Source organism: Methanosarcina sp. WWM596, assembly GCF_000969965.1.
Lineage (GTDB): Archaea > Halobacteriota > Methanosarcinia > Methanosarcinales > Methanosarcinaceae > Methanosarcina.
On record NZ_CP009503.1, the window covers coordinates 2,446,528 to 2,466,916 of the forward strand.

24 protein-coding genes and 1 pseudogene are annotated in these 20,389 nt (G+C 39.9%); 12 read left to right on the forward strand and 13 right to left on the reverse strand.

What is annotated here, in order from left to right:
• Positions 1-4: 4 nt before the first annotated feature.
• The 9 genes from rffA to MSWHS_RS20385 all read right to left on the reverse strand — a co-directional run bounded on the left by rffA (position 5) and on the right by MSWHS_RS20385 (position 6,337).
• Positions 5-1,168, reverse strand: coding sequence for a dTDP-4-amino-4,6-dideoxygalactose transaminase (rffA, locus tag MSWHS_RS10675; protein ID WP_048159054.1), 1,164 nt, complete (start codon positions 1,166-1,168; stop codon positions 5-7).
• Positions 1,169-1,263: 95 nt separating this feature from the next.
• Positions 1,264-1,410, reverse strand: a complete 147-nt coding sequence (locus MSWHS_RS20380; RefSeq protein ID WP_369798943.1) for a sugar phosphate nucleotidyltransferase — start codon at positions 1,408-1,410, stop codon at positions 1,264-1,266.
• Complete coding sequence (locus MSWHS_RS10680) at positions 1,388-2,254, reverse strand: class I SAM-dependent methyltransferase (protein ID WP_231585394.1); 867 nt, start codon at positions 2,252-2,254, stop codon at positions 1,388-1,390. The genes MSWHS_RS20380 and MSWHS_RS10680 overlap by 23 nt, the downstream gene beginning before the upstream one ends.
• A gap of 143 nt (positions 2,255-2,397) precedes the next feature.
• On the reverse strand, positions 2,398-2,664 hold the full coding sequence (locus MSWHS_RS21615) for a DegT/DnrJ/EryC1/StrS family aminotransferase (RefSeq protein ID WP_369798944.1): 267 nt from the start codon (positions 2,662-2,664) through the stop codon (positions 2,398-2,400).
• Between the two features lie 114 nt (positions 2,665-2,778).
• Entirely contained in the window at positions 2,779-3,570 is a 792-nt protein-coding gene (locus tag MSWHS_RS10690) for a sugar phosphate nucleotidyltransferase (protein WP_048159057.1), read from the reverse strand.
• Between the two features lies 1 nt (position 3,571).
• The gene (locus tag MSWHS_RS10695) at positions 3,572-4,462 is read right to left on the reverse strand and encodes a bifunctional 2-polyprenyl-6-hydroxyphenol methylase/3-demethylubiquinol 3-O-methyltransferase UbiG (RefSeq protein ID WP_048159058.1); all 891 of its coding nucleotides are present in this window, start codon (positions 4,460-4,462) and stop codon (positions 3,572-3,574) included.
• Between the two features lies 1 nt (position 4,463).
• Positions 4,464-5,522, reverse strand: a complete 1,059-nt coding sequence (gene rfbB, locus MSWHS_RS10700; protein WP_048159059.1) for a dTDP-glucose 4,6-dehydratase — start codon at positions 5,520-5,522, stop codon at positions 4,464-4,466.
• A 66-nt stretch (positions 5,523-5,588) separates the two neighbouring features.
• Complete coding sequence (locus MSWHS_RS10705) at positions 5,589-5,909, reverse strand: UDP-N-acetylglucosamine 2-epimerase (protein ID WP_048159060.1); 321 nt, start codon at positions 5,907-5,909, stop codon at positions 5,589-5,591.
• A 245-nt stretch (positions 5,910-6,154) separates the two neighbouring features.
• The gene (locus tag MSWHS_RS20385; protein WP_156151217.1) at positions 6,155-6,337 is read right to left on the reverse strand and encodes a hypothetical protein; all 183 of its coding nucleotides are present in this window, start codon (positions 6,335-6,337) and stop codon (positions 6,155-6,157) included.
• Between the two features lie 61 nt (positions 6,338-6,398).
• Between MSWHS_RS20385 and MSWHS_RS20390 the strand changes: the two genes are divergently transcribed.
• From MSWHS_RS20390 to MSWHS_RS20400, 11 genes are all read left to right on the forward strand, one after another.
• Positions 6,399-6,620, forward strand: a complete 222-nt coding sequence (locus MSWHS_RS20390) for a hypothetical protein (RefSeq protein ID WP_156151218.1) — start codon at positions 6,399-6,401, stop codon at positions 6,618-6,620.
• A 588-nt stretch (positions 6,621-7,208) separates the two neighbouring features.
• A complete protein-coding gene (locus MSWHS_RS10710; RefSeq protein WP_048159061.1) occupies positions 7,209-8,780 on the forward strand; it encodes a PAS domain-containing protein in 1,572 nt (523 codons plus the stop codon).
• 335 nt (positions 8,781-9,115) lie between these two features.
• Positions 9,116-11,032 (forward strand): NosD domain-containing protein, encoded by a 1,917-nt coding sequence (locus tag MSWHS_RS10715; protein WP_048159062.1) that lies wholly within the window; start codon positions 9,116-9,118, stop codon positions 11,030-11,032.
• A gap of 26 nt (positions 11,033-11,058) precedes the next feature.
• A complete protein-coding gene (locus MSWHS_RS10720) occupies positions 11,059-11,607 on the forward strand; it encodes a B12-binding domain-containing protein (protein ID WP_048159063.1) in 549 nt (182 codons plus the stop codon).
• A 1,071-nt stretch (positions 11,608-12,678) separates the two neighbouring features.
• The gene (locus MSWHS_RS10725; RefSeq protein ID WP_197073919.1) at positions 12,679-13,209 is read left to right on the forward strand and encodes a hypothetical protein; all 531 of its coding nucleotides are present in this window, start codon (positions 12,679-12,681) and stop codon (positions 13,207-13,209) included.
• A gap of 73 nt (positions 13,210-13,282) precedes the next feature.
• A complete protein-coding gene (locus tag MSWHS_RS10730; RefSeq protein ID WP_156148219.1) occupies positions 13,283-13,771 on the forward strand; it encodes a permease in 489 nt (162 codons plus the stop codon).
• Between the two features lie 274 nt (positions 13,772-14,045).
• Complete coding sequence (locus tag MSWHS_RS21010; protein WP_156148218.1) at positions 14,046-14,201, forward strand: hypothetical protein; 156 nt, start codon at positions 14,046-14,048, stop codon at positions 14,199-14,201.
• A gap of 195 nt (positions 14,202-14,396) precedes the next feature.
• Positions 14,397-14,612 (forward strand): hypothetical protein, encoded by a 216-nt coding sequence (locus MSWHS_RS10740; RefSeq protein ID WP_197074603.1) that lies wholly within the window; start codon positions 14,397-14,399, stop codon positions 14,610-14,612.
• A gap of 75 nt (positions 14,613-14,687) precedes the next feature.
• Positions 14,688-15,530 carry a bifunctional 2-polyprenyl-6-hydroxyphenol methylase/3-demethylubiquinol 3-O-methyltransferase UbiG gene (locus tag MSWHS_RS10745; protein ID WP_048129933.1) on the forward strand — a complete coding sequence of 281 codons (843 nt, stop codon included), beginning with the start codon at positions 14,688-14,690 and terminating at the stop codon, positions 15,528-15,530.
• Complete coding sequence (locus MSWHS_RS20395; protein WP_156148217.1) at positions 15,530-15,736, forward strand: hypothetical protein; 207 nt, start codon at positions 15,530-15,532, stop codon at positions 15,734-15,736. Before MSWHS_RS10745 ends, MSWHS_RS20395 begins: the two co-directional genes overlap by 1 nt.
• Before the next feature lie 108 nt (positions 15,737-15,844).
• Positions 15,845-15,997, forward strand: a complete 153-nt coding sequence (locus tag MSWHS_RS20400; RefSeq protein ID WP_156148216.1) for a hypothetical protein — start codon at positions 15,845-15,847, stop codon at positions 15,995-15,997.
• Positions 15,998-16,622: 625 nt separating this feature from the next.
• Here MSWHS_RS20400 and MSWHS_RS22355 read toward each other — a convergent pair.
• From MSWHS_RS22355 to MSWHS_RS22025, 4 genes and pseudogenes are all read right to left on the reverse strand, one after another.
• Positions 16,623-17,485: pseudogene (locus MSWHS_RS22355) on the reverse strand (RNA-guided endonuclease TnpB family protein); the annotation flags it as partial.
• Between the two features lie 46 nt (positions 17,486-17,531).
• Positions 17,532-17,978, reverse strand: a complete 447-nt coding sequence (locus MSWHS_RS10755; RefSeq protein WP_048159064.1) for an ABC transporter permease — start codon at positions 17,976-17,978, stop codon at positions 17,532-17,534.
• Positions 17,971-18,705 carry an ABC transporter ATP-binding protein gene (locus tag MSWHS_RS22020; protein ID WP_369798985.1) on the reverse strand — a complete coding sequence of 245 codons (735 nt, stop codon included), beginning with the start codon at positions 18,703-18,705 and terminating at the stop codon, positions 17,971-17,973. The genes MSWHS_RS10755 and MSWHS_RS22020 overlap by 8 nt, the downstream gene beginning before the upstream one ends.
• Complete coding sequence (locus MSWHS_RS22025) at positions 18,662-18,877, reverse strand: ATP-binding cassette domain-containing protein (RefSeq protein WP_255350470.1); 216 nt, start codon at positions 18,875-18,877, stop codon at positions 18,662-18,664. The genes MSWHS_RS22020 and MSWHS_RS22025 overlap by 44 nt, the downstream gene beginning before the upstream one ends.
• Before the next feature lie 68 nt (positions 18,878-18,945).
• On the opposite strand from MSWHS_RS22025, the gene MSWHS_RS10765 reads away from it, so the two are divergent.
• On the forward strand, positions 18,946-19,617 hold the full coding sequence (locus MSWHS_RS10765) for a dihydrofolate reductase family protein (protein ID WP_048129931.1): 672 nt from the start codon (positions 18,946-18,948) through the stop codon (positions 19,615-19,617).
• The last annotated feature ends 772 nt before the right edge of the window (positions 19,618-20,389 follow it).

Here is a 20,389-nt window from a genome sequence, read left to right on the forward strand (position 1 = left end):
CTTCTTATAATTTTTTTAATTTTTCCATTAGGCAAGTCAATAAATATTCAAGTTCTTCATCGTTCATTCCAGCGTATAAAGGCAACCTTAACAACTTCTTGCTGATATCTTCTGTAACCGGAAGATCGCCTTCATTATTTCCTAATTTTAGCCCAAAAGGTGCTGAATGAAGAGGAATGTAATGAAATACAGAATTAATTCCTTTTTTCTTTAGTTCATTCATAAAATTGTTTCTTGTCTCATTGTCTTCAAATAGTATGTAAAACATGTGAGCATTATGCTTGGTATAATCATGGATAATTGGTAAACGGATTTTCCCTTCATCCTCAAAAGGTTTAAATGCATCATAATAAGCATTCCAAACCTTCATCCTCTTTTCCTGAATTTCATCCAGTTTCTCCAACTGGGCATATAGAAAAGCTGCCAGAATGTCACTTGGAAGATAACTTGATCCGAGATCAACCCACGTATATTTGTCCACTTCTCCCCGGAAAAACTTGCTTCTATCAGTTCCCTTCTCTCTGATGATCTCAACTCGTTCGGCCATCGCTTGATCATCAGTATTAATTAAAAGAGCCCCTCCTTCGCCACAAACATAATTTTTCGTTTCATGGAAACTGTAACAGCCAAAATCCCCTATTGTCCCGAGATATTTGTCTTTGTACTTTGCGTTGACACCCTGGGCAGCATCTTCCACTACTTTCAGGTCGTTTTCTGCTGCGATTTCCATTATCTGTTTCATATCACAGGAAACACCTGCATAGTGGACAGGATATATGGCCTTCGTTTTGGGTGTGAGTTTTCGTCTTATATCTTCAGGGTCAATGTTCAGGGTATCTTCTTGGATATCTGCAAAGATCGGTTTTGCTCCTGCAAGTAAAATTGCATTCACAGTTGAAGAGAAAGTATAGGATGGAACAATCACTTCATCCCCGGGTTTGAAGTCAAGGGCATGACTTGCAAGTTCGAGGGCGCTTGTGCCTGAAGTTGTGAGCAGGGCTTTTTTTGCTCCAAACTTTGTTTCCATAAATTCCTGTGCTTTATGGGTATATTTTCCATCTCCACTAAGATGTGAGCCGTTTTCACCATTTTGTACAGAATTAAACAGATCCTCTATGTACTTCAGCTCATTTCCAGTAAAATAAGGTTTATTAAATGGAATTTGCATGGGAATCCTCTGGTTTTATTTTATCTCAAAAAGCATTTTACTTGCGTACTGGAAAGACTCAAAAGTTCCGGCATCTGTCCAGTTCCCTTCACAATTCATAGTTTTATTGGATTGAATATCAAAGACTCTTTATCAATAAGTAAAAGGTGTTTGTTTGTCTCTTTTGTTAGGGGGTAAAGTCTTGTTCCTGTGCTACTTGCTAAAATGATACCTTTAATATCAATCCCTCCTTTTGATGGCAACTAAAAGTAAACTACTACCAAATCTAAAATCAAGATATGGAATGAATTGAGCTTCAATTCTGAAAATTAAATAAAATAGGCTGTTTAGAACTGGATTTATTTCTATTTCATTGAATACTTGAGTTTTTGACTTTATAGTCTCTGATTTTCTATGTAAAGATAAGAAATTAGCAAACATCCTCGAAAATGCAATAAATGGAAATAAAAAAGTCATGAAATAACTTAATTTTAAGATTTTAAAACCAGTCGATTCAACTTTTTCTTTTAATTCTTTAGCAGAATACCTTCTTTTATGTTCTGCAAGTTCATCAGTATTAGACCAGAGCTTTTTGCATGCTGGAACTGTTAATAATAAAAACCCGCCTGGTTTGAGTCCTTTATACATATTTTTGAGTGCAAGTCTATCATCATCAATATGTTCCAGTACATCAAATGCACATACCCCATCAAATTCCTCTACAAATAAGGGATCATAGAGGTTGAACTGGTAATATGCATTCCCTGCGTTTCTTTTTTGGCTGTATTTCAACCCTTCTAAATATAGATCTGCACATTCAACTTGATATCCAAGTCCCTTTAAATGCTTTGAAACAAATCCTGTACCGCATCCCACCTCAATAAGCCGTGATTTGAGAGGTAAATAATGCTGAATAGTCGTTCCAATGATAATGTTTCTAACTAGAAACCAAAAATTGTCGTTTTCGTTTTTATAAAGTCTGTCAAACGAGTTTTTTGGAAAATGTGATTCTTGGTGTTTTTTGTTTAAAAAACTTGAAATTCCATCTTCTGTGGAATAAGCTCTGCCACAATTTTGGCAAATATACCGATTTTCTTTTTTTTCCAATGAACTCAAACAGTAAATGCATTTTAACATATTATTTCCCCTCAACCTTCTGTTCGTAAACCCGCCCGTAGTAAGTAAGGTAATCTCCAGTCGAAATAGAATCGGACCATTCCTGACTATCCAGGTACCATTCAACTGTTTTTCTATATACACTCTTCAAAGGACATTGAAGGTTCCCAGCCAAGTTCTTCTTGGATATCTGCAAAGACCGGTTTTGCTCCTGCAAGTAAAATTGCATTCACAGTTGAAGAGAAAGTATAGGACGGAACAATCACCTTGTCTCTCCTGTTTGAAGTCAAGGGCATAACTTGCAAGTTCAAGGGCACTTGTACCTGAAGTTGTGAGCAGGGCTTTTTTTGCTCCAAACTTCGTTTCCATAAATTCCTGTACTTTATAAGCATATTTTCCATCTCCGCTTAGTATATTTTCCATCTCCGCTTAGATGTAAGTCGTTTTCACCATTTTGTACAGAATTAAACAGATCTTCTATGTACTTCAGCTCATTTCCAGTAAAATAAGGTTTATTAAATGGAATTTGCGTGGGATTCCTCTGTTTTTATTTCATCTTCTTGTATCCAGCCATTGGTTTGGATCTCATTATTAATCTCAAAAAGAAGTTCGTTTGCGTACTGGAAAGACTCAAAAGTCCCGGCATCTGTCCAGTCCCCTTCTACAATTCCGTATGTAAGCTGGTTTTGTTTTACGTACTCATTGTTGACGTCGCTGATCTCAAGTTCACCTCTGTCAGAGGGCTTGATTTTTCTAATTATGTCAAAAACAGAGGGGTCATACATATAAACTCCAATCACTGCATAACTACTCTTTGGTTTTTTCGGCTTCTCTTCAATATCGATTATCATCTTCTTTTTTTCATCAAGAGCAGCGACGCCAAATCTTTCAGGATCTCCAACCTTCTTTAAAAGAACTCTTGCCCTGCTCAACTGCTTTATATACGCATCGACATGGGGTTTTATGCTATTAGTGAGGATGTTGTCTGCTAGGATTACAGCAACAGAGTCGCTACCTACAAAATTCTCTGCAAGTAATAATGCCTGTGCAATTCCTCCAGCCTCTTCCTGGACTCTGAAGGTGAATTCACATCCGAATTCTTTTCCACTTCCGAGCAGGCGAACTATTTCACCCATATGTTCTTTACTGGTGACCACTAAAATATCGGTAATTTCCGCCGAGATTAGTTGTTTTATTGGATTGAATATCATCGGCTCTTTACCAACAGGCAAAAGGTGTTTGTTTGTAACTTTTGTTAGGGGAGAAAGTCTTGTTCCTGTTCCACCTGCTAAAATAACTCCTTTCATGTTAATCCCTCCTTTTTACGGCAAGTAAAAGTAAACTGCTGCCAAATCTAAAATCAAGATATGAAATAAATTGAGCTTCAATTCTGAATATTAAATAAAAAAGGCGGTTTAGAACTGGATTTATTTTTATTTCGCTGAATACTTGAGTTTTTGACTTTAAAAGATCTGATTTTCTATGTAAAGATAAGAAATTAGCAAACGTCCTCGAAAATGCAATAAACGGAAATAAAAAGGTCATGAAATAACTTAATTTTAAGATTTTAAAACCAGTTGATTCAACTTTTTCTTTAAATTCTTTAGCAGAATACCTTCTTTTATGTTCTGCAAATTCATCAGTATTAGACCAGAGCTTTTTGCATGCTGGAACTGTTAATAATAAAAATCCACCCGGTTTGAGCTCTTTATACATATTTTTGAGTGCAAGTCTATCATCAATATGTTCCAGCACGTCAAATGCACACACCCCATCAAATTCCTCTACAAATAAGGGGTCATATAGGTTGAACTGGTAATATGCATTCCCTGCATTTCTTTTTTGGCTGTATTTCAACCCTTTTAAATATAGATCTGCACATTCAACTTGATATCCAAGTCCCTTTAAATGCTTTGAAACAAATCTTGTACCACATCCCATCTCAATAAGTCGTGATTTGAGAGGTAAATAATGCTGAATAGTCGTTCCAATGATAATGTTTCTAACTCGAAACCAAAAATTGTCGTTTTCGTTTTGATAAAGCCTTTCAAAAAAATCTCTTGGAAAATGTTCTTGCTGGTTTTTGTTTAAAAAACTTGAAATTCCATTTTCTGTGGAACAAACTCTGCCACAATTTTGGCAAATGTGCCGATTTTCATTTATTATCAATGGACTCAAACAGTAAATGCAGTTTAGCATATTACTTCCCCTCAGCCTTGTGTCCGTAAACTCTCTTGTAATAAGTAATGTAATCTCCAGTCAAAATAGAATTGAGCCATTTCTGGTTATTCAAATACCATTCAACTGTTTTTCTTATACCCTCTTCAAAGGACATTGAAGGTTTCCAGCCGAGTTCTTCCCGAATTTTTGAAGAATCAATGGCGTATCTTCTGTCATGCCCTTTTCGGTCCTCTACAAAAGAAATAAGAGCTTCTGAAATACTACTTTTAGGTAATTTTTCCGAAAGGATGGAGATTATAGTTTTTACAATTTCTATGTTGGTTTTTTCATTATTTCCCCCAACATTATAGGTCTCTCCAATCTCTCCTTTTTGCATAACTGCGTCGATAGCTGAGCAATGGTCTCCAACATATAACCAATCACGGATATTGAGTCCATCTCCATAAACCGGTATTTTTTTCCCATACAAGCAATTTGAGATTATTAATGGGATTAATTTTTCTGGGAATTGGTAAGGTCCGTAATTGTTTGAGCAGCGTGTGACGATCGCTGGAAAAGAATATGTTTTGTAATAAGCTCTTGCTAGGAGGTCAGCTGAAGCTTTACTTGCAGAATAAGGGCTGTTTGGTTCAAGATGGTTCTTTTCCGTAAAAAATCCCGAATTTCCGAGAGAGCCATAAACCTCATCGGTTGATATTTGAATGAATTTTTGTACGGAATTTTCATGCGAAATATTTAAGAGATTTTGCACTCCCAGTACATTTGTTTTAATGAACTCCTCTGGATTCTGGATACTTCTGTCAACATGAGATTCAGCGGCAAAATTAACAACATATTCAGGGGAGTATTCTTTAAAAGCAGACTCTAAGTTATTTTTATCACAGATATCCCCCTTGATGAAATGATAATTTGAATTATTTTCAATATCTTTTAAATTCCAAAGATTCCCAGCATACGTCAATTTATCATAATTTATGATCTCTAAACGCGGATCTTTTTTTAACAGATAATGGATAAAATTACTTCCTATAAAGCCTGCACCGCCTGTTATAAGAATTTTTTTTGCCTTTTGACTCATAGGTGATCCCACCATCGAATATGATTTATTTATCTCTGTTAATTATTCTCGTCTATGAATACTCATTCATATGTCGTTGTTTAGATTAATTTTGAATCTGAAATCCACAACAGAATTCTTTATTTTTTCCAATACTTTTATCAGGATTTCTTCGATTCCGGCGAGCATCTTTGCGGTCTGTTTTCCGTGGAGACCTGATCCAACATCAAGATTGTACTTTGCCTGCGGGAGTTTCAGCTGCTCAAAAAATATTTTATCCATTTCGTAGCTGTAGTGCTGGCCTGTATGCAGTATATAATATTCTATGCCCTGTTTCTCACATTCTCTGATTATAGGGCTCATTTTTATAATTTCAGGCCTTGTGCCGAGAATTATTGCAATCTTCATATTTTTACCGCGTCCTTGCCAGAAAATATATCCTTACTTTCATAATTTTTAGTAAATTACACTTTATAATTATTTAAGTCCTTTGGTTTCTCTCTCTCAGCCATATCGCATGCATTTTTCGTGTAGTATTCTCTTATTTATACTCTTTATCTTTTGCATAGATCATTATGGAGTTATGCTGAATTCTGGTAAATTTTATAAAAATGTGTAACTAATTAATCGATGCGGGAATTATTTAAAAAAAGTTAAGGGTTTCCGGAAAGTGAGGGCATGCGTGGGTTGATAAAATATGCGGACTGATGGAAGAAGGTGCAGGGGTGCAGGGTTTCAGGTGTTTGAGGGGTCGAAGAGAGGGGTTTTGCTGTTATTCTGGTCCGGTTGCGCCGGGGGAGTTTGGGAAGGGGGCCGGGACTAAGCAAATATAACATTTCTGTTTTAAAACAAATGGCGGCTCAAGCCTCCATTTTTTCGTTTTCAGGTGTGGATTTTATGCCTAAATCATGCGGGTTCATTTTAAATATTTTAAGCGCGTTTTTTAGTTTAGACAACTTATTTTCAGGTGGTTTATTCGTGAAATACATAAAAAAAATTTGTCCAATCTGCAACACAGAGTTTTTTGTTTTGGAATCAGTGGCTGATAAAGCCGTTTACTGCACTCTTGGATGCCTGGTAAAGGCTCAGGGAGATACAGAAATGCAGGAAAGCTTTTAATTTTTTCCGTGATTTTCGGCTGGAGTCCGTTCTGATTTTCATTTTTTTTCTTAATTTATCGGAAGAGTCTGCTTGAGTGAAGCTCACTGAAATAACTCATCGAGTAGTCCTCTTGAAAGCAGCGAAAAGGATCACGGTGGATATACGTGTTTTTCAATCAAAAAATCGGTCCTGGATGGGTTCTTAATAGGTTCTTAATAGGCTCTTAATAGGTCCTGAATGGGTCCTTAATAGGTCCTGAATGGGTCCCTTAATAGGTTCTTAATAGGTTCTTAATAGGCTCTTAATAGGTCCTGAATGGGTCCTTAATAGGTCCTGAATGGGTCCCTTAATAGGTTCTTAATAGGTTCTTAATAGGTTCTGAATAGATCCTTAATGTGAGTCTGAATAAATATATCATGCATGACCGAAAAGTCAGTATTTGAAAAATCTCCTTTATATAAATGAAGAACGAATATATATTCTCTGAAAAGTATCGTATCGAAATGGCTGGGCATTGATTTTCAGCACTATATTTTACCTGATGAAATGTTCCTACCTTTAGTTTTAAAATATCATAATCCTTCTGGGGGTAAAAGAATTACTTCTGTGATATCTGAAAATGCAGGACCTGAGGAACTTGAGGCAATTGCAGTTGCAGTCCATTCCCTTTTAGAGCTTCCAACCACCATCCGCAGTCTCAATCAAAAGGGGCTTCGCCTGGAAAAAGGGAAAATAATTGACAGGGAATATACGGGACCTGTACTCGAAGAGGCGCTCAGGACCGGAAAGACCGTGCGTGGAGTCCCGAAGGGAGGCATATACCTCGGTAGGAATGTGGTTGTTTCTCCTATTTTTTCGGAGGACGGGAAGGTTGTTGCAGCAATAGGGATTGTAGACCTGTTATCTGTTCTGAAGATGCAGGAAATAATCAGGACCGTGGTAAACAACAGTCCTGCAGTGGTTTTCCTGTGGAAAAATAAGGAAAAGTGGCCTTCAGAGTTTGTTTCGGAAAACGTTGTCCATTTTGGGTATACGGTTAAGGATTTTATTTCCGGCGATATCTTTTATGGAGATATCATCCATCCCGATGACCTGAAAAAAGTTGAAGAGACACTTGAAAAGCGCATCCGGAGAGGTGAAGTTGATTTTAACGCGGAGTACAGGATATTCACAAAAGCCGGAGACCTGCGCTGGGTCAGCGAAAGGACATTTATCCAGAGGAGTGAAGACGGGGAAGTAACCCACTTACAGGGGCTTGTCCTTGATGTAACTGAAAGAAAAGAGAACGAAGAAGCTCTCAGGAAATCTTTTGAAATGCAGAGGCTGCTGAAAACCATAATCAGCAACAGCCCTGCAGTAGCTTTTCTGTGGGAAAACAAAGAAAACCTGCCTGCAGAATATGTTTCGGAAAACGTGGCCCAGTTCGGTTACACTGTAGAAGATTTCACTTCAGGAAAAATCCCTTACGGAAGCATAATTCACAGGGATGATATTGGAACGGTTATTGAAACCCTCAAACGCAACATCGCAGAGGGTCAGGATTCTTTCAGTATTGAGTACAGAATTTTCACAGGGGACGGAAAAATGCTCTGGGTGGATGAGAAAACCTTTATCCAGAGGGACAAAGAAGGGAAAGCAACTCATTTTCAGGGTCTTGTTGTAGATGTTACCGAACGAAAAGAAGCCCAGAAAATGCTTGAGATCCAGCGGGAACTTGGAACTAAACTTAATACTACCTGGAATCTTCATGCCATTCTTGACATGATGCTTGATGCCTGCCTGCAGATAAACGGGCTGGATGCCGGAGGCGTATATATTAAGGACGAACTCCTGGACCAGATAAATCTTACTGCATCCCGGGGAATTTCACCTGAATTTCAAGAAAAGGTTTCAAAATATAAGGCAGACTCAAATGAGTCAAAACAGATCTGGACCGAAAAGCCCATTTACTCCCTGGATTTTTACTCGGAACATATGGCTGAAGCGGTAAAGGAAGAAGGAATTACAGCAGTTGCGGTAATCCCTCTTAAGTATGGTAAAGAAATCATAGGCAGCTTGAATTTTGCCTCCCGTACCCTGGATAAGATTCCCTGGAACATCCGTAACTTCCTTGAAAGCATCGCTCTCCAGGTGGTAAACCACATCGCTCCGGTCTGTATCCAGGCGGACCTATCATAACCAGCTATGGACAAAAGTCCACTGGTTTCCTTTCTTAGTTCTCAAATCTTAATAAGCAGTAAAAGAATAAAGTTGTTACCCAAATAATCAGGTCTAAATAATAAAAACAGAACTCTTTTTTTAAATCAGCTACGGACCCCATTTAAGACTCTGCATAAGGTTAAGCTGGACAAGGGCTTTGCTGAATGGACTGCAAGTAGATTTTTAGGACCATTTGCTCTTTGGAATTTGCTCAAACCCCAGGGCGTACTCAGGAGAAAGACTCCTCCAGCATTCCTTTAAGAAATCATAAGCGAAGACTAAATCGGGGTTCATTTACAGGAGGATGACAACTATTGAAAGGGAAGAGAATACTCATATTTACTGTTGTTTTTACGCTGCTTATCCTTATATCAGGTTCCGCAGCCGCAACTACTCTTTATGTGAAAGAAGGAGGAGGTACAGGAGCATACGGGAGTCTTCAGGAGGCTATAAATGCTGCTTCTGATGGAGACATTGTCCTTGTTGGAAAAGGTGTATACAGTGAAAACGTACTCGTAAATAAATCTCTGAAAATAAGCTCAGAGAGTTCTCATCCAAAAAAAACCGTAATCGCTCCCCTGGACCCGGAAATCCCTTTGTTCCATGTGACTTCTGATTCTGTAAAAATCAGCGGATTCACTTTGAAAGGAGCAAATTCAACATATGGTATTTACCTTGACGGGGTTTCTGGGAGTAAAATCAGTAATAACTATTTTTCTGAGAACTGGAGAAGCATTATGTTGAGAGATTCGCATGAGAACACTCTGAAAAATAACCGCTTATCTAACAGTGATGACGGGATCTGGCTTGAAAGTTCAGAACAGAACATAATTAAAGATAACAGGGCAACCTCTAACCGTCATTACGGCTTCTATCTTAATTCATCCCAAAACAATACCCTCAAAAATAACTGCGCCTTCGGAGGAGCCGTTGGGATCTACATGGAAAACTCATCTGGCTGCCGTATACTTAACTCGGAAACATCAAACAACTTTTATGGAATCTACCTTCTCGATTCAGGGGAAAGCCTGCTCAAAAACAACATCGCAAAATCAAACGCGATGTACGGTATATACCTCGGAAACTCGAATGTAAGTATCCTGAAAGGAAACAGGGTAAAATCAAACCAGTGGGGAATCTATCTTGACTCAAACTCCAACACGCTTCAAAACAACAAAATGTCCTGCAACAGCAGGAATTTCGGGGCTTATACCTATCACTACAGAGGAGAAATGAACAACACCATAGACACCAGCAATACGGTGGATGGAAAACCGATATACTATCTTGTAGGGGTTTCAAATCAGACTCTTGATTCAAGTTCGAATGCAGGAGTTGTCTACTGCATTAACTGTGAAAATATCACCCTCAAAGACCTGGTTCTTGAAAACTGCAGTTTTGGAATTTACCTGTACAATACTCAAAATTCTCTTATTGAAGGAAACAACATCTCAAACAACGAACATGGGATTTACCTCGGAAACTGTTCTATTACAACTCTAAGGGGCAATTCTGTCAATTCAAATGAAGGAGATGCCTTCATCTTAAGCAGTTGCAGAAACTGCTTTGTAGGAGAAAACAAGGCTTCAAACAACATGGCAGGGGTCTGGCTCTGCGATGTGAGCACAGACAACCTCCTGAAAGAAAACACAGTTACCTCGAGCAGCTGGTGCTGTATAGACCTTGGGGATGCAAGCTGTAACAATACTCTTGAAGAAAATCTCCTTTCAGAGGCTTATGAAGGGGTCTATCTCTACGGGGCCAGTGAAGAGAATACCCTGAAAAATAACACCATCACAGCCAGCTCCTATGGACTATATACAGAAGGCTGCGGCAACAATACAATTTCAGGAAATAATATTTCAGGAAATAGTGTAGGAATCTCTTTTAACCCGAACTGGACCGATGGGACAGGTTCGAATTATAATGTAATCTATAACAATTACCTGAATAACAGCCAGAACGCCGAAGACTACGGAACAAATACCTGGAACATTTCAAAGACTGAGGGCATGAATATCGCAGGAGGGCCTTACCTTGGCGGGAATTTCTGGGCTTCTCCGGAAGGAGATGGATTCTCAGAAACAGCTCCGGATGAGGATGGAGATCGGATTGCGGACCTTCCTTACAACGTAACAGAAACGAATTATGATTTTCTCCCCCTTGTATTCGGGAAAACTGTAAAAAATACAGAAACTACAGACGGTAACAGGTGCAATAAGACAGAGTAAGTCCGGAGAAGAAAGGAGAACAAAATATGTACGGAAAGAATTTGAATCTATTTGTTCTGTTAGTCCTGGGAATGATTGCTTCTCAATTAGTTTTCCCGGTATCAGCCGGAGATTCCAGTGGACAGGAAACCAAGAGTGCAGGGACAGTCATAATCGCCACTGTTGAAGGAGATTCTCACACTTACGGAAAGGATAGTATTGCGGCTGCGCTTGAAGAAGAAGGTTTTGAAGTCATTAATCTTGGAGACGGGATTTCGGCTGAAAGCTTTGCTGCACAAGCAAAAGAGAAAGAAGCAGATATTGTATTCAGTTCAGCCTCCATGAGTACCACCATGATCCGGCAGATCCAGATTGAAGAGCAGCTCAAAGCCACAGGGATACGGGATAAGGTAATAACAGGGGTCGGAGGATCGCTGATTACTCAGGCCTGGGCTGACCAGATAGGAGCTGACATCTATGCTGCAGGCCCGGAAGACGCTGTTTTCAAGGCGAAATCTGCCCTGTTGAACGGCAGCATCCCCGAAACTCATATTTCGGCTAATGAAAGTACCAGTTGTGGAAGCTGCCATAGATAAGTTTTTGGAACCCGGCAATCTTTGAAAAAGGATGATGTGAATGGTTGGGAGGTGGGGGTGCTCCCAATCGAAATTTCTGGAAAGCCATCTTTCACAAAGCGCCGGGGGAAGCAAAAGTAAGGGGGAAGCAAAAGTAATGGCCAGGATTTCCAACAGGAAAAAAGTTTAGAAAAACAGTAGTTAGTTGAAAAAAGCAGTAGTTAAGGGATTTGAGCGTTGAGTAAAAGAGAAAGTCAGAAGTAAAAGAGAAAGTCAGAAGTAAAAGAGAAAGTCAGAAGTAAAAGAGAAAGTCAGAAGTAAAAGAGAAAGTCAGAAGTAAAAGAGAAAGTCAGGTGGTTCACAAGGTTTACCTTGTGTCATGAAGTATAATATTACCGGATCAGTTTTGAGGCTGTCCTGCTTTTACTCCATTCTACAGTATCCTGTGTCATGAAGTATCATTACTGGATCAGTTTTGAGGCTGTCCTGCATTTGCTCCATTCTACAGTAATCCCTTATGAACCAATTATAAGTATGTAAGTAATATTATAAAATCATGTCGATAGAATCCATGTTTCTTTGATGAGTCTCGATTTCCCCGAATCTCCAGTGTACACCTGAGAAAAGGAATCTTCAGTGTATACTTGAGAAAAGGTAACTTAATTAGCCTCAAACTCTCTGCTATAACAGTATTTTCGGGTCACTTTATGAACTTTTAGATTTATTCACGAATACAAGCTCACTTATTTATTATTTTAGTATGGATTGTGTTATTATTTTAGTATGGATTGTGTAATGTTATGGAAAACTCGAAGTTAATAACTCAATAACTCAAATTTAATTAAGAGTTTCCATTTTTAAGGAATTTTTGAGTCGGATGAAGAAATCATGATCATGTGGCTACTCCCATTGAACAAGTGACTTGGAGTATAGTTCAACGGATTATCAGGAAGCCATTTATAGTGATCCCACAAAATTTGGAAATAACACTACTTTTTTATATGGTTAGCTTGCCGTGTGAGAATCCTATATCTCATTCGAAGACACTGTAGTTATTTTTTAAAAGGAATTATTTCCATCAATTAAGCTTTTATGAAGGGTAATCAAAATTATCATTATAAGCTATTGAAAGGTTTTACTGAAAAATCCCGGAAAATCCAAGGTGGTACACATATAATCAGTCCCAAAAGCAGGTCCCGTCTGAAAAAAAGTGTAAAGAAGACGCTAAATACGATAAACCAGAGTATTCCTCTCCTGCTAGGGGTCATCTCTGCAATCAGCCTCCTGAACGCTGCGGTTCCGGAGGGTGCTTATTCGAAAATATTTTCTGGCAACATTTTTCTCGACCCACTGCTGGGAGGTATAATCGGAAGTGTTGCAGCAGGAAACCCTATCACCAGTTATGTTGTAGGAGGCGAGCTTCTCAGTGAAGGCGTTTCTCTTATTGCGGTTACGGCTTTTTTACTGACCTGGGTTACTGTAGGACTAATCCACCTTCCTGCCGAGATCGACCTACTCGGGAAAAAATTTGCCCTGGCAAGGAATTTGATCTGCTTTATTGTTTCAGTTCCTGTAGCCGTACTGGTGGTAATAACCGTGGAGATAATCGGAGTTTTGTTTTGAGACAGTGATTGGGAGGCTATGATATTTATGGAGATTTTATGTGGAAAGAGATTATGAAGAAAGAGGTCGTAACATGAAACAGTACTACTTTCTGGCTCTGATGGCTGCAGTCTACATTTCAATATATTTTACGTTTCCTCAATTATTCAATGAAGCTCTGGAAGGAACGTATTCGATCCTTTTGAAAGTGCTCCCTATTCTTATTCTGGTTTTTATTTTCCTGTTCCTTTTCGAACTTTTTGTGAAACCCGAAAAGGTAATAAAGAATCTGGGAGAGCATGCGGGAATAAAAGGCTGGTTCTTTTCAATCGGAACAGGAATCCTTAGCTCAGGTCCTATGTATGTATGGTACCCTCTCCTTTCAGACCTTAAAAAAAGTGGAATGAGAACGTCCTTTATCAGTACTTTTCTCTATTCCCGTGCCGTCAAACTTCCGCTTCTACCTGTGATGGTTCATTATTTCGGCATAACCTATACTGCCGTACTTGCCATCTACATGTTAGGGACTTCAGTAATCGTAGGATCTCTCACGGAGTTGTTTGTTAACGATAAGGATCGATAATTATTCCATTATTCCATTTTAATAGGATAGAAGTTCTACCGATTGGAAGGATGTTTACTTTGTTAATTTTATTTACAGGTGAATGAAGTCTTTTTTATATTTATCTTCTTTTTATTTCATGTATTTACCGTTCTTGTTTTCCCCGTTCTTCTCTGCATCTGATTATTTTTTATTTCAGATTATTGTGATTAGTTGCTAATAAAACCGGTATAGATATGTATTATGAATAATTACCTTAAAAAAGAAAAATATTTTGTGTGAATATATTATCTTAATGTATGAATATAGCCAGCGACCCCCCTGTACAGATCATATTTCGGAGCAGCATATAGATGACATTTCGGAGCAGCATATAGATGACATTTCGGAGCAGCATATAGATGACATTTCGGAGCAGCATATAGATGACATAATACACGACACTACATAAAATATTAAAAAGGGCAGGGTGGGAAGAAGTTGAGGATTTTTCTGAGCTGCATAAAATCTTCATTAATGAGGCACTTGCATTCCTGCTTGCAGCTACGGCTGTAGGGGCTATGGTGAGCGGGACGGAGATCACTCAGAGGTATTTGCCACTCTCCGGGTCCACCTGGGGCTGGGAAATTCGGCTGAAATGCAGAACATGCATTCTACCATTATATGGGATATCCACATCCTCTGCATCCCTCAGACGGTTTCGGTCGGAGGAGCGCTTGCAATTGCAGGAGCGGTCTTTCAGAGCGTCTTTCAGGCGTCTTTCAAAACCCTCTTGTGGAACCTTACAGATGGTTATGCCCCGCTGCATTGCTGCCAGAGACTGCGTCGCTTCGGAAGAAATAACAATTCCCTGATAATATGACAATAATCCAATTCACGACCTACAAATTCGAGGTCAACAGCCAAATTACATAGAGTTCGGAAGGAGAAAACAGGAATGGATATTCACAAGATTGACTGGAACGAGGTCTGGAAAAATCTATATGAGCAAAACCTTTCCAGAAGAGGGAAAGGAGAATGCGCATCGATATGGGAATCAAAGGAGAGTGCCCGCGAATTCCTCACACGTTCAAACAAAAACCCTCAAAGAGTTGCTAAGGTATTTGCTGATCTGGGAGCAGGACCGGCTTCCAGGGTGCTTGATGTAGGAGCCGGACCGGGCACCCTTGCAGTACCCCTTGCCACCCGCTGTGCCCATGTAACTGCCGTGGAACCTGCTGCAGGCATGGTTGATGTCATGAAGGAGTTCGCCCTCATAGAAGGGGTTAAGAATCTGGAAATCGTTGCAAAGAAGTGGGAAGACGTTGACCCTGCAGAACTTTTGGGCCCTTATGACATCGTATTTGCTTCCTACTCTCTCGGGATGCCGGACATCCGTGCCGCCGTGGAAAAAATGTGTAAACTGGCAACGAAGCGTGTATGTCTCTACTGGTTTTTGGGAATTTCCCCCTGGGAAAAGTGGATGATTGAGCTCTGGCCAACCCTGCACGGTCAGGAGTACCGCTCCGGTCCGAAGACTGATGTTCTTTTCCATGTTCTCTATGATATGGAAATCTACCCAAACATGGAGACCCTGCAACTGCCATATACCCGAGTATTCTCCGACCTTGATGCGGCTGTCAAGGACTTAAAACAAGAATACCGCGTCGAGACAGATGCCCAGGAAAAAATACTCCGGGAATACCTCTCCTCCGTCCTGCAAGAAGATGGAAGTGAACTGGTCCTTTCCGGAAATTCAATGCGAGTAAAACTCTGGTGGGAGATGGACCAGCGCGTTTAATGCCAGTTTTCATACTCATCAGCGTACTTCTTGAAGCTCTTCTGGTATCGAGATGTGTCGACACTGCGGAAACTTCCTCCAGCTCGACCCTCCCTTCTGACTCCGATCCCTCTGGTTTCAATCCCTCCGTTCAGATACAGTACCACACGGTTACCGACATGCGGGGTAAACCATCAGTTCGGATGTTGAGTTTATCCGCAGCCTGACGGCTGATATCCCGGAGGAGGAGAAAAAAGGTGCTGTACTTCGGCGCCCCGACATGGGCTAAGGACAAAGGTGGTGCAGGCTACGCTTTCAGTCCAGGATCAACCTAGATGACTATGACGGAAGACATCATCAATGTACGCAACGCATATACTGAATCCAGCACAAACATGGTTTCCGCTGAGCAGATGCTCTCCCTCGACCCGGACAAGATAATTTTTTTGAGCTATACGACAGCAATGAAACCACAACAGATGAACTGATTGATGCCCTGATGCTGGAATATCTGAAGATTATCTGACCCTGCTGCTGAATTACGGCAGCAATAATGTATGGAAAATTAAGCCTGGATTATCAGGCTTATAAACTAAATATGGAAAGTAATACTTGAGAAATCAGGTCTGGAAAAAAGTTTGAGAAATTTAGCCTGCAATTAAGGAATGGAAAGTAGAGAAGGAAAGTAAATGTACTTAAAGATGTAGCAGATGTAGCCAAATGATGACGCTTCGATAATCTGAACAGTTACGAGAATTCATTTCTTAGTACTACACAAACAAAACCGTACGATATCGGAAATCATGCATCTTTGAAAGCTAAGTTTTAGTATGGATTATGTAATATTATGGAAAACTCGAAGTTAATAACTCCAATTTTTTTAAGAGTTTGCGTTTTTAAGGGATTTTTGAGTCGGATAAAGAAGTCAGAATTGTGTGGCTACCTCCATTGAACCAGTGTATAGGTCAATGGATCATCAGGGAACCATTGATAGTGATCCCACAAAATTTGGAAACAGCACTACATTTTTACATGGTTAGTTTGTTGTATAGAAATGCCGTATATCATTCGGAGATACTGTCTAAATCGAAAAATATCGTTTTTCATTTTTCCTCACCTGCCACCTTCCCGGATATTCTTCAGGATTTCCTTTACCCCAGACCTTTTTCCATACATGAGCAGGTAAACCCTGAACAACCGGCTTGAAATCACGATTACTGCATGAATTGAAACAAAGAGGATAAAGAAACTCGCTGTGATCTGGTAGAAAGGCACTTCCGAAGTCCCCATTCTGGCAAGCATGGATGCAGGAGAGATAAAAGGAAAGAGTGAAAGAAAAACTGAAAGCGGGCTGTCGGGGTTTGTAAGGATAACCTGCATGAATATAAGAGGAAATGCAGCTATAAACGTGAAATGATGATTCTTAACCATACCTTTTACATTCAGAGTTTCCAGAGCTACAGCTTGGTTTTCGCTAACAAGTCTAAAAGAGAGTTTGTTCTGAAAATCATTTCTCTGATTTGTTATTTTATCATAGAGTACGGTTAATCTTTGTTTAGCTTTTTCTCTGTTCTTAGAACCTTCCTGTTTTCTTGAAACTCTTTTCTGTAATACTTTGAGCCTTTTAAGAGAGTTTTCAAGTACTTAGGATTCTCTACCTTCTCGCCTGTAGATAGTACAGCAAAGTCTTTGATACTTACATCTATTCCCACAGTTGTTGATTCGGAGAAGCTCTGTTTTTCAGGAAGCTCGTTACCATCTTCAACAAGGATACTGATGTAGTAACATCCTTTACAAGTTCTCGAAACGGTAGCTGTTTTAAGTTCGCCTTCAAACTTTCTATGTAGAACTGCTTTAATTGGTTCTATTTTAGGAAGCTTGACAGTGTTATTTTCAAAGTCTACAGAGTAATGCTGAGGCACAGGGAAAGACTGTATAGGATTTTTCTTTGACTTGAACTTAGGGAATCCTGTCTTTTATCGGAAATGTGAGTAAAGAGTCAGCAGAATATTACATACGTAATCAGGGTTGAAGTTGACGCTTATATCCCTGACCTAAAGACTCAGGGGTTTTACGCTTCTTCATATAAAGTTCAATCACGCCGGTCTCAAGGAAATTTGCAGGGACTATAAGATAGGAAGAAATCTGCCCTGACTGCAGGGCTTCCCTGGCTTCAGAGTTCTTTTCGTACTTTACAAACTCTATAGTTGAGGGCTTTGCCCCCAGTGGTCCTACAGAAAAACCTTCACTGGTTGAGGATTCTGGAATATCGAAGGAGCCGGTCATGTCAATATAGCCTATCCTCTGGTCTTCGGCAAGAGTGGTACTGGCAAGCAGAGAGGGAATAATAGCGATTCCGGCAAGGAGAAGAGTAAAAGCAAAGGTCATGAAAAGAAACTCTTTACGCTTTATGGTTTTCAGGAACTCGTGCCTGGCAACAATAAAGGTTTTTCCGGATAATTTACTCACCAGAAGCACTCTCCACAGTCTCAATAAATATTTCGTTGAGGGAGGGAAGTGCCTGCTCAAATCGCAGGATTTCGGCTCTCCGTACAAGCTTTCGAAGAACTGCCTGTGCACTTATGCCTTCCTCAGGCAAGATCTCAATTGCCCCTTCACGCTCGGTGATTTTTCTGATGCCTGGAATTTCCTGAATAATACCCAGATTCCCTTTTTCAGCGAACTCCACAAGCAGGGAGTTTTGTCCGTGTTCCTTTCGGATCCCTGAAACGGTGCCGTAAAGCACTCGCTCGCCTTTATTTAGCATAAGGATCCTGTCGCAGAGCTTCTGCGCCTGTTCCATCATGTGCGTGGAGAGGACAACGGTCCTGCCTGCGTTCCTGTACTCGAGAATTTTGTCTTTAACGGCTTTCGTGCTCACGGGATCGAGCCCTGAAAAAGGCTCGTCAAGAATAATAAGTTCAGGCTCGTGGATGACAGCAGAAAGGAACTGAATTTTTTGCTGCATCCCTTTTGAAAGCTCTTCTACCTTTTTTCCCCGGTGTTCGTACAGGTCCAGGGATTTCATAAGAGACTCTGCACGCGCCTGAGCCTTTTTCCTGGGGATATTTTTAAGCTGTGCAAGGTAGACAAGCATATCCAGAAGCTTTGTTTTCCGGTACAGCCCTCTTTCCTCAGGAAGGTAGCCTATCCTATCTTTTGCAGCAGGATCCAGAGAACCCCCAAAGACCCGGATTTCTCCCGATTCCTTTTATATGAAGAAGCAGCCTTATAAGGGTGGTTTTTCCAGCCCCGTTTGGGCCCAGCAGCCCGAAGATCTCGCCCTTCTCGACTGAAAAAGAGATGTCTCTGATAATATTTTTTTCTGCAAAAGACGTTGATACGCCTTCAAATTCCAGAGCATGCATCCAGATTAAATATCTTCCAATATAGAATAAGTTTATTGAATGCTTAATTTGGGAGAATAGGTGAAAATATGCTACCCAGTCTGGTTATACACAATACCATAAGTCTCGATGGCTCAACTACTGGCTTTACGGCAAACCTTGATGTTCATTATGGAATCCTGGGCAGTTACGAGCCTGATGCCATGATAGTCGGTTCAAACACCGCAAAGGCGGGAACACAATTTTTTTGCGAAAAAATCCCTCCGGAAGAAGAAGCGGACTTCAAAAAACCTGAAATCCAGCCTGATGACACCCGGGCATACTGGATGATCGCGGATTCTCGTGGAGTTCTCGAAGGGTTGATGCACGTTTTCAGGCGTTCCGATTACAGTAAAGATGTGATCGTCCTTGTATCGGAAAAGACTCCTGAGCCTTACATCAATTACCTCAGGGAAAGGGACTACGACTTTATCCGGACAGGAGCGGGACGTGTGGATGTTAAGCAGGCACTTGAAATTGCAAATGAACGGTATGGTTTTAAACTTGTGGTCTCGGACAGTGGAGGAATACTGAACAGCATACTGCTCGAACAGGGGCTTGTTGAGGAGATCAGCCTGGTCCTGGCTCCGGAGATTGTGGGGATAAATGGGACAAACCTTTTCAGAGGCATTGAGAAAAGCGGGATTCAACTCGAACTTGTAAAAAATGAAATCGTGGAAAAGAAATATGTGCATCTTGTTTACAGGGTTTTAAAAAAGTAAAAGAGATAAAAAAGAATAAGAAAGGAATAAGAAAGTAATAAGAACCAATATCACTATCACTGGAAGGTTCCATAAAGGAACTTCTTTTTCGAGTAGTTATAGCAATCCATAAATGAACATATTAAAAATAAGTCTACAGAAATTACTTTGTATCTTTCTATATTCCGTGCCTTTTTTTGAGTGGCAACTGGTGATGGTTCTGACTATTTCACAGATAAGGCAATAACATTCTGCATATTTAACATTCTGCATATTTAACATTCTGTACATTTAACATTCTGTACATTTAACATTCTGTACATTTAACATTCTGCATATTTGACTTCCTGCACATAGGAAATGCGGGGTACATGCTTCTTTTTTAAAACTGTTTCTACTTAAAAGTAATTCTGTTGAGAGTAGTAAAAGCTGCGTAAGCTTATTATAGTTGGGGTCATTCCAACCCTCCTGTGATGAGAGTTATATCAGGAATTTCCTCATGGGAACCAAAAAAATAGGTTTTTTATGGTGTCCACAGTCCCTGATTATTTCCCTCTATCAGAAATATACATCATGAATAATAATTTTAAATCTGTACAATAAACTTTATAATGTACCCCTGTATAACATTAGGGAATATTAGGCAGAAACGTTTCCGGGGAGAGTAAACCCGGATGAAATTTACGGTGGAATCTCAATACGAATTACAAAAATGACCCTATCATCTCATATACAGAGGACAGTTTCGAAAGCCTTGTTTTAAGCTGGATGGGAGCTGGAAAGCCAGAACTCT